The following is a 15,545-nucleotide window of genomic DNA, read 5'->3' as shown; positions in this document are numbered from 1 at the left end:
AATTCCATTATCCCGCTTATTCTGGGCTGCAATAGCCAGAATAGGCGGGGAAAAGCGTGCCAGCTTGAGCGTTTGCACGCCGTCAGGCGAAAATATCAACGCCGTCGACCGAGCGTGCCATCGCCTGCAGCGCTGCTGGGGCGCTCAGGGCTTCAACGCCGGTTTCCGCGCTGCCGTGTTGTTCACGGTAAGAAGGCTGCCCGCCTTGGTGAGAGGCCTGCTGCTGTGACTGTTGCGGCTGTGGCAGTGACTCACCGCCAACGCTGCTCTGGCCAAGGTTGATACCACTTTCCGCCAGCGCATGGCGTAGATGGGGCAGCGCGGCTTCCACCGCCGCACGAACCTGGCCGTGTGCCGAGGCGATATGCAACTGGGCCTGGTTATCGTCGAGCTTCAGCGTGATTTGCAAGGCACCCAGTTCCTGCGGATGTAGGCGTAACTCGGCGCTCTGCTGGCCGTTGCGGTGGAACATCAGCACCTGCTGACTCAGTGCCTGTTGCCATTCCTGGCTGCCGAGTTGAGCGTTCAACTGTGGCGTTGCCGGTGCGCTCACCGTCGCGCTGACGGGTTGGCTGGCGATCACCGGGCTGGAAACTGGCGCAGGGGCTGCGTGCTGTGGCGTTGCAGAAGATTGCGCCGATTCAGCCGCCAGTTTCAGTGGAGTGGTGCCGCTATCCTTATTGTTATCGGTCTGAGAAGACAGTACTGACGACGCGTCAGTTTTGGCGGCCAAGGCGGATTTATCGTCTGCGTTCGGCTGCGATTTTGACGCTGGCAGGCCAGCAGTGGATAACGCTGGTTTTTCGCTCAGGGTGGCTAACAGTGATGCGGTTCCCGTCAGCGGCGCTTCGTCCCCGCTTGGCTCAGCGGCGGTTGCGACCCCATTTCCTGGTAACGGTTGCACTACGGCGGCAGGCAGCATGGCAAACAGAGCCTGCAAGCTGGCCGCATCCAAAGTATCTACAGGGTGCAGCGGCTGTTCGTCATCGCGCTGGGTTAACCGGGTTTGGCTATCGTCTGCCGTATCCAGTTCCTGCGGAGCGGCCAGCAAACGGCCACGATCGCTGAGCGAGGTCAGCAATTGGTTAAGCTGTTGGCGGCTGAGGGTTGAGATTTGTGGATCTTCGGCCAGTAGCTGGGCCACGTTCGGCTTGCCTTTCAGTTGACCTTCAGGCATGAAGCGCTCGCCGAGCAGTTGAGCAAAGCTGGCAGACAGTCCGGCATCATCCAACGACAGCGCGGTAAGGCCAGTCTCCGTGCCATCAGCTGTCGCGGGCAAGCCAGAGAGAACGTTGAGGTTCATGGGTTTAGATTCCTTTGTGAACTGCGTTGAGCGAACTCATCCATCAGTTTTTGGTCACGCTTGTTTTCCAGCATCAGTTCGGCGCTGAGGGCACGGGTGTTGAGCGTTTCAAAAGCGTTCAGCCGCTGCTGTTTGTCCTGCCACTGTTTGACCGCGCGTTCTACTTTCTCGCTCCACTGGAGCAACTGCTGGCGATGCTGGCTGATGGCCTGCTCGAGCGTGCCGATAAACTGCTGGTAGTTTTGCCAACTGGCGGAACCCATGCCGCTAGACAGGGTGTTGTTCAGCTTTTGCCGATACTCATCCTGGTAGTTGAGCAGCATGGCAAGCTGTTGCTCCGCCGCCTGTTGCGCCTGACGTGCCTGGCCGAGGTGCTGTGCGGCCTGTTCTACGGCATCCTGCGCCAGATCGCGCAGGATAATCAGCGGTGACTGTGGTTTCATGGTGCTCAGGCTCCGTGGTTAAACAATCAGTTGCTGCAACTGCTGGCAGGCATCGTCGTAGCTGCTGCGTTCGAAAATGCCCTGTTGCAGATAGGCTTCCATCTGCGGATACAGCGTCATGGCCTTGTCCAGCAGCGGATCGCTGCCTGCGGCATAGGCTCCTACACTGATCAGATCGCGGTTACGTTGGTAACTGGCCAACATCTGTTTGAAGTTACGTACCCGCCGGTAATGCTCCTCGTCGATCAGCGAGGTCATGGCACGGCTGATCGACGCTTCAATATCGATGGCAGGGTAGTGGCCCGCTTCCGCCAGGCGCCGGGAGAGCACCACATGGCCATCAAGGATGGCGCGTGCCGAATCGGCAATCGGGTCTTGCTGGTCATCACCTTCGGTCAACACGGTATAAAACGCAGTGATGGAACCGCCGCCGCTGATGCCGTTACCGGCACGCTCTACCAGAGCAGGCAGTTTGGCGAATACCGAAGGCGGATAGCCTTTGGTAGCCGGGGGTTCGCCGATTGCCAGGGCGATTTCACGTTGCGCCATGGCGTAACGGGTCAGGGAATCCATAATCAGCAGCACGTGTTGGCCACGATCGCGGAAATCTTCGGCGATGCGGGTGGCATAGGCGGCGCCTTGCATGCGTAGCAGCGGCGAAACGTCTGCCGGTGCAGCGATTACCACCGAACGGGCGCGTCCCTCGGTGCCGAGGATGTTTTCGATAAAGTCTTTCACTTCGCGGCCACGTTCGCCGATCAGCCCAACGACGATCACGTCGGCTTGGGTATAACGCGCCATCATGCCGAGCAGCACGCTTTTACCCACACCAGAACCAGCGAACAGGCCCATGCGCTGGCCGCGGCCCACGGTGAGCAGCCCGTTGATGGTGCGCACACCGACGTCGAGTACCTGTTCGATCGGGGTGCGCTGCAACGGGTTGAACGGGGCGGTGATCAGCGGCGCGCGGTAGCCGGTATCTGGTGCTGGCAGTCCATCGAGCGGTTTGGCACCGCCGTCGAGCACCCGGCCAAGCAGTGCCGGGCCAAGGGGTAACTGTTTGCTGGCGCTTTGTCCTTCGGGGGAGACGCGAGCATAGACCCGAGCGCCGGGCACGATGCCGTCGACTTCTTCCAGCGGCATCAGGAACAGCCGCTGGCCGTTAAAACCGACCACCTCGCTTTCTACCTCTTGTACCACACCGCTGTCATGGCGTTCGATCAGGCAGGTGGCCCCCAGCGGTAACTGCAAACCGGTGGCTTCCAGTACCAGCCCGGTAGCTCGCGTCAGACGGCCATAGCGGCGCACCGCGGGCGCACGGGCAATGCGTTTTTCCAGACTGTCCAGCGAGTTCAGCCAACGGCCGAGACGAACGGTCATCACAGCTCTCCCGGTGCGGCCAGACGGCACAGTTCATGCCAGCGGGTGGCCAGGCTGGCATCCAGATCGCCTTCTTCTGCACTGACCTTGCAGCCGCCTGGATGTAACTGTCCGTCGGCCAGCAGCCGCCAGCCGTGCAGGCTGAGTGTCATGCCAAGCTGCTGCTCTACCCGTTCGTAATCATCCGGGTGTACGCGCAACTGAGGTTTGCCGCTGAACATCGGTTCTTGCTGGATCAACTGTTGGATCTGGCCGAGCAGGGCGGTGCCATCGCACACCGGCGCTTGGCCGATGACCTGTTTGGCCGCCGTCAGGGCCAACTGCATCAGGCGCGAGGCAATCACGCTGTCGAGCGCGTCCAGGGTGTGCTGGAACTCGGTGACCAACTGCTGCCAATGTTCGGTGATCGGTTGCTGCTGCTGTTGGCCCGCCAGAATGCCTTGCTGACGGCCTTCCTCCAGCCCGGCCTGGAAACCGGCGTCATAGCCTTTCTGCTGGCCCTCGGCAAAGCCTTGTTGCTGACCTTGCTGTTGGGCCTGCAAACGCAGCATCTCCAGCCGTTGCTGTTCGTTGATGCTGTCATCCTGCGGGATGACGATCACTTCAGGCGGGCTTTCCGGTTCCAGCACCGGTTTGGGATCCGCCAGATCGTTAAGCGACCAGGGCTGCCAGGGCAGGGTGTTGAGGCGATCAGACATAGGTGTCCTCGCCACCGCCGATGATCATTTCGCCGGTTTCTGCCAGGCGGCGTACCACCAACAGGATAGCCTTCTGTTCGTTCTCCACCTGCGACATCCGCACCGGGCCACGGTTGGCCAGATCGTCGCGCAGGATATCGGCGGCACGTTGCGACATGTTCTTGAGGAACTTCTCGCGCAGCGGCTGTTCGGCCCCTTTCAAGGCGATCAACAGGGATTCGCTTTCCACGTCCTGCAACAGGCGCTGGATGCTGCGATCGTCCACTTCGACCAGGTTTTCGAACAGGAACATTTCGTCGATGATCTTCTGCGCCAGCTCGCCGTCGTAGTCACGCATGGCACCAATAACCGCCTCTTCCTGCTGGGTTTTCATCAGGTTGATAATCTCGGCGGCGGTACGGACACCCCCCATTTTGCTGCGCTTGAGGTTCTGGCCGTCCAGCAGATTGTTCAGCACTTCGGTCAGCTCTGCCAGGGCGTCTGGCTGTACACCGCCGAAGGTGGCGATACGCAGCATCACGTCGTTGCGCAGGCGCTCCTCGAACTGTGCCAGGATATCCGCCGCCTGGCCGCGCTTGAGGTGAACCAGGATGGTGGCAATGATCTGCGGGTGTTCGTCGCGGATCAGATCGGCCGCGCTCTGCGGCTCCATAAAGTTGAGCGTTTCCATGCCGGAGGTGTCTTCGCGTGATTCGAGAATATCCTCCAGCAGGCTGCTGGCACGTTCTTCACCCAAGGCTTTTACCAGCACCGAGCGTAGGTAGTCGCTGGCATTGACGCTCAGCGCGGCATACTGTTCGGCATCGTCTTCAAACTCTCTGAGGACCTCCCCCAACTGTTTGTGGGACACCTGGCGCATACTGGCCATGGTGCCACTCAACTGCTGCACTTCCCGTGACGAGAGGTGCTTGAAGACTTCGGCGGCGCGATCTTCACCCAGCGTCATCAGCAGGATGGCGCTCTTTTCGGTACCTGTCAGACTCATAGTTCGTTACTCATCCATTGACGGATCACCAGGGCCACCACGCGTGGATCTTTATCTGCCAGTTCGCGGATCCGCTGGCCCTGGACTTCAGCATTGACGCGCTGCTGTGATTTCTTGTGCAGCGCCTGCTCTTCATGACTTGGCTTGTTCACCTCAGCCGGGCGACTGGCTGGCGTATTGGCAGCGGCCACTGCAGCTTGTTGCGCCACCTGACGGCTTTGCAGCTGCGGACGAACCAGCTTGCGCCACAAAATCCAGGCCACCAGCAGCACCAGCAAATAGCGGCCTGCGTTGAACAACTGATCGATAAACGACTGTGACTGCCAGAAAGGCAACTCGCCGCCGGTCTGCTCTACATCATTGAACTGGGTGTTGACCACGTTAAGCGTATCGCCACGGCTGCTGGAGTAACCCATCGCTTCACGGACCAGCGACTCCACCTGAGCCAACTGTTCTTTGCTCATCGGCTGTGGTTTACCGTCTTTATCGGTACCCAGGGTGTTGAGCACCACGGCGACCGACAGGCGTTCCACCGCTCCAGCCTTGTGCTGGGTATGACGAATGGTGCGATCCACCTCGTAGTTGGTGGTTTCATCACGGCGACTGTTTTGCGCTACGTTACCGCTAGCCCCGGTACGCGTGCTGTTATTGGCATTGCTTGCCGTGGCAGGAGTATTTGTATTGCCCGCCGCCGTAGTTTTTGGTGTTTCTATCGGTGCAGTCGGCGCTGCACTTGGCTGGTTGGAAAGGGCACCCGGTACGCCGCCGATCTGTTGCCCGCCGTTCTGTTCACTCTGGCTGAGCTGTCTGGAGCGTATTGCAGATTTATCCGGCTGTTGGTTGGGCTGGTACTGTTCGTCGGTTTGCTCGCGGGTGGAGAAATCGATTTGTGCCGTTACCTGTGCACGCACGTTCGCGCTGCCGACAATCGGTGCCAGAATAGCTTCAATACGACGCTGATAGCGGTTCTCAACCTCATTGGCGTACTTCAACTGTGCGGCATTGAGATCGCGTCCGGTGCCGTCAGATTGGGTCAGCAGGCGGCCAGCCTGATCGACCACCGTGACGTTGCCCGGTGGCAAACCGGCCACGCTGCTGGATACCATATACACCACGGCATTGATCTGGCCGTCGTCCAAAGTGCGGCCAGGTTGCAGCGTGAGCGTCACGGAAGCTGAGGGGTTCTTTTGTTCGCGTACAAACAGCGAAGGCTTAGGCAGTGCCAGATGCACACGGGCATTCTGTACCGGCCCCAGGGATTCGATAGTGCGTGACAGTTCGCCTTCCAGCGCGCGCTGGTAGTTGATCTGTTCGCTGAACTGGCTGATGCCGAATTTTTCCTGATCCAGCAGTTCAAAGCCGACGGCACCTCCCTTGGGCAGCCCCTGCTGCGCCAGACGCAGGCGGGTTTCATGCACCTTCTCCGCCGGGATCATCAACGCCGAGCCGTTCTCGGTAAAGCGATAGGGGATGTTCATCTGCGTGAGTTGCGTGACGATAGCGCCGCCGTCACGATCGTTGAGATTGCTGTACAGCACGCGGTAATCCGGGCTTTTGGCCCATAGCATCAGCGCAACCACGATGGCGATCGCCGCCGAGGCCGCGATCAGCAGTGGAATTTTAGGGTTGGCACGCAAGCGATTCCATAGGGCCAGCAGGCCGTTATCACGGCTTTCACCATTCATGCTGGTACCCACTCTGGCGGGTTCGAGGTATGGCTAGCGTTGTTGTGTGATGACAAAACAGACTCCCTGAATACACAGTTCTTTACGGCCTAACAAAAGCGCCCCCATTTTTGGGCATGCCATTATTTGCTCTAGGGGCAAGTTTTGATGGCCCGATAAACCGGTGTTTTTGCAGTTAATTAGCCGCTTTAACCGGAAAGCACTGTGGTAGGGTGTGCAGCATCGGGATCATGCAGGCGAATGAAGGCGCGGTTTTCCCGCCGTTTTTCAGGCCAGCGCTTGAAATCCATAGGGTATGAATGAAGTAACGAGGTCATGATGGCAATTCAGGGTATTGAAGGAGTGGTGCAGCAGTTGCAAGCCACGGCGGTTCAGGCCGGAGCGCTGCGACAAAACGATCCGGTGCAGGGAGCCAGTTTTGCCAATGAGTTAAAGGCGGCTCTCGGTAAGATCAGCGAGACTCAGCAAACTGCGCGTCAGCAAGCACAGGATTTTGAATTGGGTGTGCCGGGTATCAGTTTGAACGACGTAATGGTCGATCTGCAGAAGTCTTCGGTGTCTTTGCAACTGGGTGTGCAGGTACGTAATAAACTGGTTGCGGCTTATCAAGACGTCATGAATATGGCGGTGTAGCGGTAAATAAAGGGTGGCTATAGCGCAAACAGATAATCTATTCTGTATTGGCGTAAGCCTCCCTAATGTGATTTTCAGTGGTTTTCGACCCGTTTGCCTAATCAATAAATCATGGCAAGCCGGTGTCTTGAGCGTCGTCGGTGTTTTTTATGGGCAACACCAATCTTTTTACTATCAATGACTTTGGCGTGTTTCTTAAAGGAAAAAAGGCATAAAACAGTCAGCGATGCTACCAAATACTCCATTATCTTATCCTCCTTGAAATTGGTTAATTAAGCTAATATTTGTAGTTATTGTCCTAAATGTCAATTAGCGAGGGTGTAATGTAGATATATCCTCATCGAGCCCAGGAACTGTCTTATATCTTTGAGTGGATTCGTACGGTGTCGCTCGTAAACCACGCAAAAAAATAATCGCTTACGCTGAAGAGATTGAGTCTCATTCAAGCAATGCCAGAGAACCGTGAGCGGTGTAACTTAAAGAAATATCTCTGTTTTATTGAAAGACCTAATTCCTGTTGTGCGGTGGCTATTATTTTTTTGACCGTGCTTTGGAGTAGGCTGATGCTTTGTGAATAAGATGAAAGATCCACAGCTTTACAAGGATGTTATTTTTTCTATGGAAATAATCGCGCTAATAGTATTTATTCGGGAAAAGTGATGAGCACTAAAAGTGAAGTAAGATGGCGTTTTTTCAGCATTGTCATGTTAATTGTGTTGGCCGTATTGACCTATGTGTTAGTTAAATTCAACTGATGTACGGGCCACTCAGGGTGGCCTTAGTCACATCCTCAGCCTGCCGTTGTTAAACCCAGCATCTATTCCTCTACCGTATTTAGCCATGGATATGCCGGAGGCTGCGCGGCGGTGGGCTGCATAATTCGCTGGTGCCCACGGATGGCGGTAGGCGCGAAGCCGAATCGTTTACGAAAGCGTTCGGCAAAACGAGAAGAACTTTCATAGCTCACATATTGTGCAATGGCGGAGATCGGCCAGTCTGTGGCCTGCAATAACAGCAGCGCGCGGCTCATACGTACATCGATCATCAGGTTGCGCAAGGCGCTATTCTCCGCCGACAGTTTGCGCCGCAGCACCACCTCGCTCATCATCAGATTTTCAGCCACCTCGGCGGCGGTCCAAATCCGTTGCGGATCGCTTGCCAGCAAGCGGCGCACCTGCTGGGTCAGATTATTGGCTTCCTGGTGAGTAAAGCGGATCCCCAGGTGTGCCAGCCACAGTAGGATTTCGCACATTTTATGGCGGATAATCATCTGGGGAAAACGATCGTGCAGCGTCAGTGCCAGCGCCGCGGTTTCAAAACTGTGCAAGAACGGGCAGGGCAGCTTCGTCAGCGTAGTGACGCCAGTGAAAGGAGTAGGCGGCGCGATAGGCGCATTGGCTACCGTATCAAACAGCAAGGGATCGCAAATCAGCAGTTGGCAGCTGTATACTCCGCTGTCTGAAAGACTATTAATCACATCGGCGGTTAGCCCACCTTCTACGATCAACAGCTCTCCGGCGCGAGCTACCACCTCCCGTTGCTTCCACCGTATACGTGTTTGCCCTTGCTGGATCAAAAACAGATGCGTCTGCTCAAAATAGAGCGACGGAAGTCGCAGTTCAGTATGCTGAATGATGTGTGCTGAGGCACCGATCCCGGGACAAAAATTAATTAAGCGTTCCATCAATATTCATTTCATCGTTATTATCTACGAATATCTTTACGCTTTGCTGGAGGATGGAGCAACATTTTTTCGCCTGTTGCCGATCACAACTCGATAATTTACTTGTCAAGAATCAGTTTCCTGTTGAACAGAAAACGTCCGTGTCGGGATAAGTGTTATCCATTAAATCGGCAATAGTGCCAGCGGTTTGCATTTTCATGCATTACCTGCCATACGAATTATTCAAATCTCATGCGTTTATATTATGGTGCAACGGGATAATAATAGTGTTTTATCCTATTAATTACTTAGGATAGGCGGTTAAACATAAGATTTATCTTGATTGCGGCTCACCAAGCAGCAAAGCGCGGTCATGGAATTGACCGTAGGTGCTGTTGACCGCGCTCTGGCGGGTAGACTGCCCGATCAAAACCGTTAATTCGTCCATGCGTCGCTGCATCAGTCGCTTCACTTCGGTTTCGTTTTTGAGGATTTGCTGCAATTTACCGCGTAAAATATCCTGCAAGCTCGAAGATGGCTCAGGGATACCCGCCAGTTGGGCGGTTTTTTCTACCGCCTGAACGTAGGTGATCTCCATTTCAATCAGCGCATCCCACTGGCCAGCCTGCGCCAGTGTGATCATTTGCTCGCTCAGGCTATGGATCTTTTGATAGGCCAATAGCAGTTGTTGGTGGTGTTCCATTATACGCCGTCCTGAACGGGTTGATAATTGGGGCCAATTTGACGCCAGGCGTCGGCAATGTTCTCCAGCAGCCCGCTGACTTCGTCAAGGGCCGCGACATCATTGTGCAGGTTGGCCTGCATCAGACGGCGTTTCATATAGTCATATAAGGCGGCGAGATTATCGGCGATCTCCCCTCCCTGTTCATGATTGAGGCCATTTTTTAGCCCGTTATCAATGATATTAATGGCTTTTGAGATCGCCAGCCCCTTGCCGGCGATATTCCCCTGATCCATCAGGATGCGTGCACGAAGCAGGGCGCTGAGCGCCCCGTCGAATAGCATCACGATGAGCTGGTGCGGGCTGGCACCCATCACGCCACTTTCTACACTAACCTGGGCGTAAGCCTGGGTTCCGCTGCGGTTGTACATGCTATTTTACCTGGTTAACGCGCCTATTTAGACGTGAACTGTTGGGTTAAATAATTACTGGTACCATTCAGTTTCGACATCATGGTATCCAACTGAACAAATTGCTGTTTGTAACGATCGATGGAGCTTTGAATACTTTCGGTCACGCGGGTGATTTGGGTATTCAAACGGTCGAGGTTGGTATTGATACTCTTGGTCGAGTTCTCAATCACGCCACCGGCCTTGATATAGTTTTGGATCTCATTGTGGATTTCCGTCGCCATACCGCTCTCTTTACCATCACCAGCGAAGAAATTGGCCACCTGATCGGGTTTTTCATCGATCGCTTTTTTTAACTTTTCGCTGTCCAATTCCAGTTTGCCGGTTTTGGTATTGGTAGTAATACCCAGGTTGCCCAAGCCCTTCAGCTCTGGGTTGTCCTGTGCGGCGCTTAGCGCGCTCTTAATGGAGGATTGGATGCCGCGCAGCGTGTTGTCACCCAACAGCGCCCCATTTTTGTTGTTCTGTGCTTCACCACTCTTTACTGGGGTGTATTTCGTCAGGGAATTAAAGGTATCCAACAGCGAGTTATAGCTATCAACCCAAGCCTTGACCTTGTCCGAAGTGCCGCTTTTATCGGCGGTGACCACCAGGTTCTGCGGTTCGCCCGGTTTGGTGATGGTTTTCAGATCCAGCGTCACCCCTTGCAGGGCGTCGGCGATCGAGTTGGTGCTGCGCTTGATGGTGGTGCCGTTGATGGTCAACTCGGCATCCTGGCCTTTGACCGTTTCCTTCATCGCGTTGCTGGTGCTGGTAGGATCATAATTTAAGATCGCTCCCAGTTTATCGTCATTATTAACCTGCACCTTAACCGTATTTTTTTCGCCGGTGGTGGAGGAACTGATGGCCAACTGATAGTCGTTGTCGCCCACGCGCATGATGGTGGCGTTCACCCCGGCTTTGGCGCCGTTAATCGCATCACGCATTTCCAGCAGTGAGGTTTGATCGTCACCTAGCGGGATTTTGACCTCTTTAGGGGGATTGCCAGCGGTGATCGATATTGAACGATCGCTGGCGCCGCTAGTGCCCAGTTTCTCCGCTTGATCGTTAATATCGGCCTTTGTCGTCAAGGTTTGCGGCTGTGCCAGATGCAGCACCTCGACGCTGTAATTACCCGGGACCGATTTGGCGGTGGTAGTCACGTTAAACTGATCGTGAGTGGTGGCGGTAGTATTGTTAAAGAATTCTGGCTTGGCCAAATCCTTGCTCAGGTTATCGAATTTTTCCAGCGAGCTTTTCAACGTGCCGTAGGCAGTCAGCTTGGCGTTATAGCTGGTTTGCTGGGTTGTATAAGGTGTCAGACGTTGTTGTTCCGCCTTGGTCAGCTTGTCCAGCAAGCCGTTGAGGTCCAGCCCTGAGCCGATGCCTAATGAACTAATCGATGCCATTCGTGATTCTCCTATGGTCAATGACTTTTACGCTCTATGCGTTATCGGCTCAGTATGTAAAAAGTTTACGGATAAATAGAAAAAACGATGGCGCAGTAGAAGAGGGAAAAACAGCGTTATTCGCGCCATTGGCGAAAAGTGAAAAAAACGGAAAAAAAATCTAAAGGTTGTGGGGGGAGCGCCGATACCTGAGGAGACGGTGGTTGACGCCGTGGACCAACAAGGTCCGAACCCTTTAATTGTGAATGCGAACGTCGCAACTGATTCGTAAGGAAAGCAAATTATGGCACAAGTAATTAATACCAACAGCCTGTCGCTGATGGCGCAGAACAACCTGAACAAATCTCAGTCTTCTCTGGGGACCGCTATCGAGCGTCTGTCTTCCGGTCTGCGTATCAACAGCGCGAAGGATGACGCTGCGGGTCAGGCGATCTCTAACCGTTTCACAGCTAACATCAAGGGCCTGACTCAGGCTTCCCGTAACGCTAACGACGGTATCTCTCTGGCGCAGACCACTGAAGGCGCACTGAACGAAGTCAACGACAACCTGCAGAACATCCGTCGTCTGACCGTGCAGTCTCAGAACGGTTCTAACTCATCTAGCGACCTGCAGTCAATCCAGGATGAAATCTCTCAGCGTCTGAACGAAATCAACCGTATTTCAGAGCAAACCGATTTCAACGGCGTGAAAGTGTTGAGCAGCGACCAGAAACTGACCATTCAGGTCGGTGCTAACGATGGTGAAACCATCGATATCGATCTGAAAGATATCAATGCCAAGACTCTGGGCTTGGATAAATTCAGCGTAGCAAACCCAATCGATACTGCCAAAGTGGGCGCAGCAGCATTAACCAACGTTGATAAAATGGGCCCACCAGCTATTCAAGCTGATGCGAATGGCACGCCAAAAACCAGCGATAGCAAGCTTTACACTACGAATGGCACTGATTTCTTTGTAAAAGCTACCGATGGCTCTATCTACGATGCCGCTGTTGCAGCTGACGGTAAAGTGACCTGGGATTCTACCACTGCGACTGCTAAGTCTACCGCTGGGATCAAGGAACAGGCTCAAGTTAAAGTGGGTACCACCGCCGTTACTGGTTTAACTGGCAGCGATGAACTGCATTCCTATACCGATCCGGCTGGTAAAGCGGGTTATATGATTAAAGGTAAGGATGACAACGGTAACGACGCTTACTATGCCGCTACTGTAGATGCCGCTGGCAAAGTAACCAAAGGCGCACAACAGTCTACCGATCCAAAAACTGTCGACCCACTGGCAACCCTGGACAAAGCTCTGTCACAAGTTGACGGCCTGCGTTCTTCCCTGGGTGCGGTACAGAACCGTTTCGATTCTGTTATCAACAACCTGAACAGCACCGTGAACAACCTGTCTGCTTCCCAGTCTCGTATTCAGGATGCTGACTACGCGACCGAAGTGTCCAACATGAGCCGTGCCAACATCCTGCAACAGGCTGGCACCTCTGTTCTGGCCCAGGCTAACCAGTCTACCCAGAACGTACTGACCCTGCTGCGTTAATCGATTCCTTCAGATTAGCCTGTCATCCAAACCCTGCTTCGGCAGGGTTTTTTGTCTTTTGCTGCCATCAGGGTTTTTACATGGCACAAATAAAGCCCGTTTTGTACGGCTGTTCAGACGATTGGTATTGCGCCTGCTACGGATAATAGCCATGACTCCGTTATCCGCAGGTTAGACATAGTGAGCGATCTGTATACCGCCGAAGGCGTCATGGACAAAAATTCTCTCTGGCTGCGCTACGTTCCGCTAGTGCGCCACGAGGCGTTACGCCTGCAGGTTAGGCTGCCCGCCAGCGTGGAACTGGACGATCTGCTGCAAGCAGGGGGAATCGGGCTGTTGAACGCCGTTGAGCGTTACGATGCCCTGCAAGGAACGGCCTTCACGACCTATGCCGTGCAGCGTATTCGCGGTGCGATGCTCGACGAGTTGCGTAGCCGTGACTGGGTGCCGCGCAGCGTACGCCGCAACGCTCGGGAAGTGGCGCGCATGATGCAGCAGTTGGAACAGCGGCTCGGCCGCCCGGCCAGCGAAATGGAGGTGGCACAGGGGTTGGATGTCTCGCTGGACGAGTATCGCCAGATCCTGTTGGACACCAATAATAGCCAGCTATTTTCCTACGACGAATGGCAGGAAGAGCATGGCGACAGCGCCGAACCGGTGCTGGAAGGTCATGAAGCTGCCAATCCGTTGCATCAACTGTTGGAAGGCAATCTGCGCCAGCGGGTGATCGATGCCATCGAGGCGCTGCCGGAACGCGAAAAACTGGTGCTGACGCTGTATTACCAGGAGGAGTTGAATCTGAAGGAAATTGGCGCAGTGCTCGATGTGGGTGAGTCGCGAGTCAGCCAGTTGCATAGCCAGGCAATCAAACGCCTGCGGGCACGTCTGGCTCAGGACAACTGAACCCCCAAGCCTGCCTCCCTAACCAACCTGATTACTGCCGCAATAAATGGACTGCAAAAGATGCCAGGAAAACAGTTGAAGAAACGGCCACTCAGCCGCTACCTGAAAGATTATAAACACAGCCAAACCCATTGTTCCCAGTGCGAGAAGGTGCTAGACCGCATGGCACTGGTGTTCCGTGGCAAGATCATCAATAAGGAAGCCATCGCCCGGATGGATCAGCCGATTGACGATCAGGTCTGGCAAAACGTGCAAAGCGAGTTGACCGCGCTATGCCGGTTTTGTAGTGAAATCTCCTGTAATAGTCACCCCAGTTACTTCGACATCATGGCGTTTAAACAGTATCTGTTTGAACAGACCGAGATGAACCACAGCACCATCCGTGAATATGTCGTGCGCCTGCGGCGCCTGGATGAAATGCTGGTGGCACACAACTATCCTGCCGATCAGTTTGCCAGCGCCTTCAACCATCAGCGTATTATTGACGATCTGCCACCGGCGGCGAGCGATAACTACCGCATTGCGCTGCGCAAATACGACCAATACCTGGCCTGGCAAAAAAGTTATTGATTGACCTGACCCGGTCGGTTGGCCGGGTTACCCTGCAGCCATCCCCACGAATAAAGAGTGATTATTCAGAGCACATCTGATAAATCTATCACTCAAACACCGTTATTTTATTCCCTGGGGGAAGTTGTGGATCTGCAACAGCAACTGGCGCAATTCCCGCGCCTGGATTTGGTTGGCTCTGCCACGCCGCTCGAAAAGTTATCCCGCCTTTCAGACTACCTTGGCCGCGAAATTTACATCAAACGTGACGATGTCACTCCGATGGCAATGGGTGGCAACAAGCTGAGAAAGCTGGAGTTTTTAGCCGCCGACGCGGTACGCCAAGGGGCCGATACCCTGGTTACCGCCGGTGCCATTCAATCCAACCACGTTCGCCAGACCGCCGCCGTGGCGGCCAAGCTCGGCCTGCAATGCGTAGCGCTGTTGGAAAACCCCATCGACACCAAAGCGGAAAACTACCTCAGTAACGGTAATCGCCTGCTGCTCGATCTGTTCAATGTTGAAGTGGTGATGTGCGATGCCTTGCACGATCCGCAGATGCAACTGGCCGATCTGGCCACACGTTTGGAAGCCCAGGGTTTCCGTCCTTATGTCATCCCCGTAGGCGGTTCCAACGCGCTCGGCTCATTGGGCTATGTGCAGTGTGCGCTGGAAATTGCAGCACAAAGCCATGGCATCAACTTCAGTTCGATCGTAGTGGCATCCGGCAGTGCCGGGACTCACGCCGGTCTGGCGGTGGGGCTACAGCAACTGCTGCCGGAGAGCGAACTGATTGGCGTGACCGTTTCCCGCAAGGTGATCGATCAGTTACCGAAGGTTGAACAGTTGCAAAAAGCGGTCGCCTGTTCGCTGAATATTGACGAGCTGGCCCCCATAACCTTGTGGGATGACTATTTTGCCCCGCAGTACGGTATGCCGAATGACGAAGGTACGGCGGCGGTGAAGCTGTTGGCGCAGCAGGAAGGTGTGCTGCTGGACCCGGTCTATACTGGTAAGGCGATGGCGGGGTTGATTGATGGCATCAGCCAGAAACGTTTTCGCGATGAAGGTCCGATCCTGTTTGTGCACACCGGTGGGGCACCGGCGCTGTTTGCTTATCACCCGCAGGTCTGATGCCGAGCAAAGTTGTTATTCCATTTAGAACTATAGTTATTAGGTTATATTCCTTTATGAAGTATTTATGACTGTTAAAGTCATGAAAT

The 15,545-nt window shown here is 54.6% G+C and carries 15 protein-coding genes; 5 read left to right on the top strand and 10 right to left on the bottom strand.

Annotation, left to right across the window (positions count from 1 at the left end; all coding sequences use genetic code 11):
* Nucleotides 1-82 precede the first annotated feature (82 nt).
* Genes KGP21_RS17840 through fliF form a run of 6 tightly spaced genes read right to left on the bottom strand, consistent with a single transcriptional unit; the run spans nucleotide 83 to nucleotide 6,494 of the window.
* Nucleotides 83-1,303 carry a flagellar hook-length control protein FliK gene (locus tag KGP21_RS17840; protein WP_223535922.1) on the bottom strand — a complete coding sequence of 407 codons (1,221 nt, stop codon included), beginning with the start codon at nucleotides 1,301-1,303 and terminating at the stop codon, nucleotides 83-85.
* Entirely contained in the window at nucleotides 1,300-1,746 is a 447-nt protein-coding gene (gene fliJ / locus KGP21_RS17835) for a flagellar export protein FliJ (RefSeq protein ID WP_021180957.1), read from the bottom strand. Before fliJ ends, KGP21_RS17840 begins: the two co-directional genes overlap by 4 nt.
* Before the next feature lie 18 nt (nucleotides 1,747-1,764).
* Complete coding sequence (gene fliI / locus KGP21_RS17830) at nucleotides 1,765-3,126, bottom strand: flagellar protein export ATPase FliI (protein ID WP_223535920.1); 1,362 nt, start codon at nucleotides 3,124-3,126, stop codon at nucleotides 1,765-1,767.
* Nucleotides 3,126-3,824, bottom strand: coding sequence for a flagellar assembly protein FliH (fliH, locus tag KGP21_RS17825; protein ID WP_021805705.1), 699 nt, complete (start codon nucleotides 3,822-3,824; stop codon nucleotides 3,126-3,128). The genes fliI and fliH overlap by 1 nt, the downstream gene beginning before the upstream one ends.
* Complete coding sequence (gene fliG / locus KGP21_RS17820; RefSeq protein WP_021180960.1) at nucleotides 3,817-4,809, bottom strand: flagellar motor switch protein FliG; 993 nt, start codon at nucleotides 4,807-4,809, stop codon at nucleotides 3,817-3,819. Before fliG ends, fliH begins: the two co-directional genes overlap by 8 nt.
* Entirely contained in the window at nucleotides 4,806-6,494 is a 1,689-nt protein-coding gene (gene fliF, locus KGP21_RS17815; protein ID WP_223535918.1) for a flagellar basal-body MS-ring/collar protein FliF, read from the bottom strand. The genes fliG and fliF overlap by 4 nt, the downstream gene beginning before the upstream one ends.
* A 318-nt stretch (nucleotides 6,495-6,812) precedes the next feature.
* Here fliF and fliE point away from each other — a divergent pair, with 318 nt between their 5' ends.
* A complete protein-coding gene (fliE, locus tag KGP21_RS17810; protein WP_024528887.1) occupies nucleotides 6,813-7,127 on the top strand; it encodes a flagellar hook-basal body complex protein FliE in 315 nt (104 codons plus the stop codon).
* Nucleotides 7,128-7,944: 817 nt separating this feature from the next.
* Here fliE and KGP21_RS17805 read toward each other — a convergent pair.
* The 4 genes from KGP21_RS17805 to fliD form a co-directional block, all read right to left on the bottom strand.
* Nucleotides 7,945-8,811 (bottom strand): helix-turn-helix transcriptional regulator, encoded by an 867-nt coding sequence (locus tag KGP21_RS17805; protein WP_021805703.1) that lies wholly within the window; start codon nucleotides 8,809-8,811, stop codon nucleotides 7,945-7,947.
* A gap of 313 nt (nucleotides 8,812-9,124) precedes the next feature.
* Nucleotides 9,125-9,493: a flagella biosynthesis regulatory protein FliT gene (gene fliT / locus KGP21_RS17800; RefSeq protein ID WP_021805702.1), complete on the bottom strand. Its 369-nt coding sequence runs from the start codon at nucleotides 9,491-9,493 to the stop codon at nucleotides 9,125-9,127.
* Nucleotides 9,493-9,903: a flagellar export chaperone FliS gene (fliS, locus tag KGP21_RS17795; protein WP_021180965.1), complete on the bottom strand. Its 411-nt coding sequence runs from the start codon at nucleotides 9,901-9,903 to the stop codon at nucleotides 9,493-9,495. The genes fliT and fliS overlap by 1 nt, the downstream gene beginning before the upstream one ends.
* Before the next feature lie 23 nt (nucleotides 9,904-9,926).
* Entirely contained in the window at nucleotides 9,927-11,330 is a 1,404-nt protein-coding gene (gene fliD, locus KGP21_RS17790) for a flagellar filament capping protein FliD (RefSeq protein ID WP_094983056.1), read from the bottom strand.
* Nucleotides 11,331-11,613: 283 nt separating this feature from the next.
* On the opposite strand from fliD, the gene KGP21_RS17785 reads away from it, so the two are divergent.
* From KGP21_RS17785 to KGP21_RS17770, 4 genes are all read left to right on the top strand, one after another.
* Complete coding sequence (locus KGP21_RS17785; protein WP_218519196.1) at nucleotides 11,614-12,870, top strand: FliC/FljB family flagellin; 1,257 nt, start codon at nucleotides 11,614-11,616, stop codon at nucleotides 12,868-12,870.
* 180 nt (nucleotides 12,871-13,050) lie between these two features.
* The gene (locus KGP21_RS17780) at nucleotides 13,051-13,773 is read left to right on the top strand and encodes an RNA polymerase sigma factor FliA (protein WP_021180968.1); all 723 of its coding nucleotides are present in this window, start codon (nucleotides 13,051-13,053) and stop codon (nucleotides 13,771-13,773) included.
* 60 nt (nucleotides 13,774-13,833) lie between these two features.
* Nucleotides 13,834-14,343, top strand: a complete 510-nt coding sequence (gene fliZ, locus KGP21_RS17775) for a flagella biosynthesis regulatory protein FliZ (RefSeq protein ID WP_021805698.1) — start codon at nucleotides 13,834-13,836, stop codon at nucleotides 14,341-14,343.
* 126 nt (nucleotides 14,344-14,469) lie between these two features.
* Nucleotides 14,470-15,456, top strand: a complete 987-nt coding sequence (locus KGP21_RS17770; RefSeq protein ID WP_021805697.1) for a D-cysteine desulfhydrase — start codon at nucleotides 14,470-14,472, stop codon at nucleotides 15,454-15,456.
* Nucleotides 15,457-15,545 lie beyond the last annotated feature (89 nt).

Origin of the sequence: Serratia sp. JSRIV004, assembly GCF_019968705.1 — a bacterium.
GTDB lineage: Bacteria > Pseudomonadota > Gammaproteobacteria > Enterobacterales > Enterobacteriaceae > Chania > Chania fonticola_B.
The sequence above is the reverse complement of the archived record's forward strand: the minus strand, read 5'-3'. Positions and strand labels throughout refer to the sequence as shown.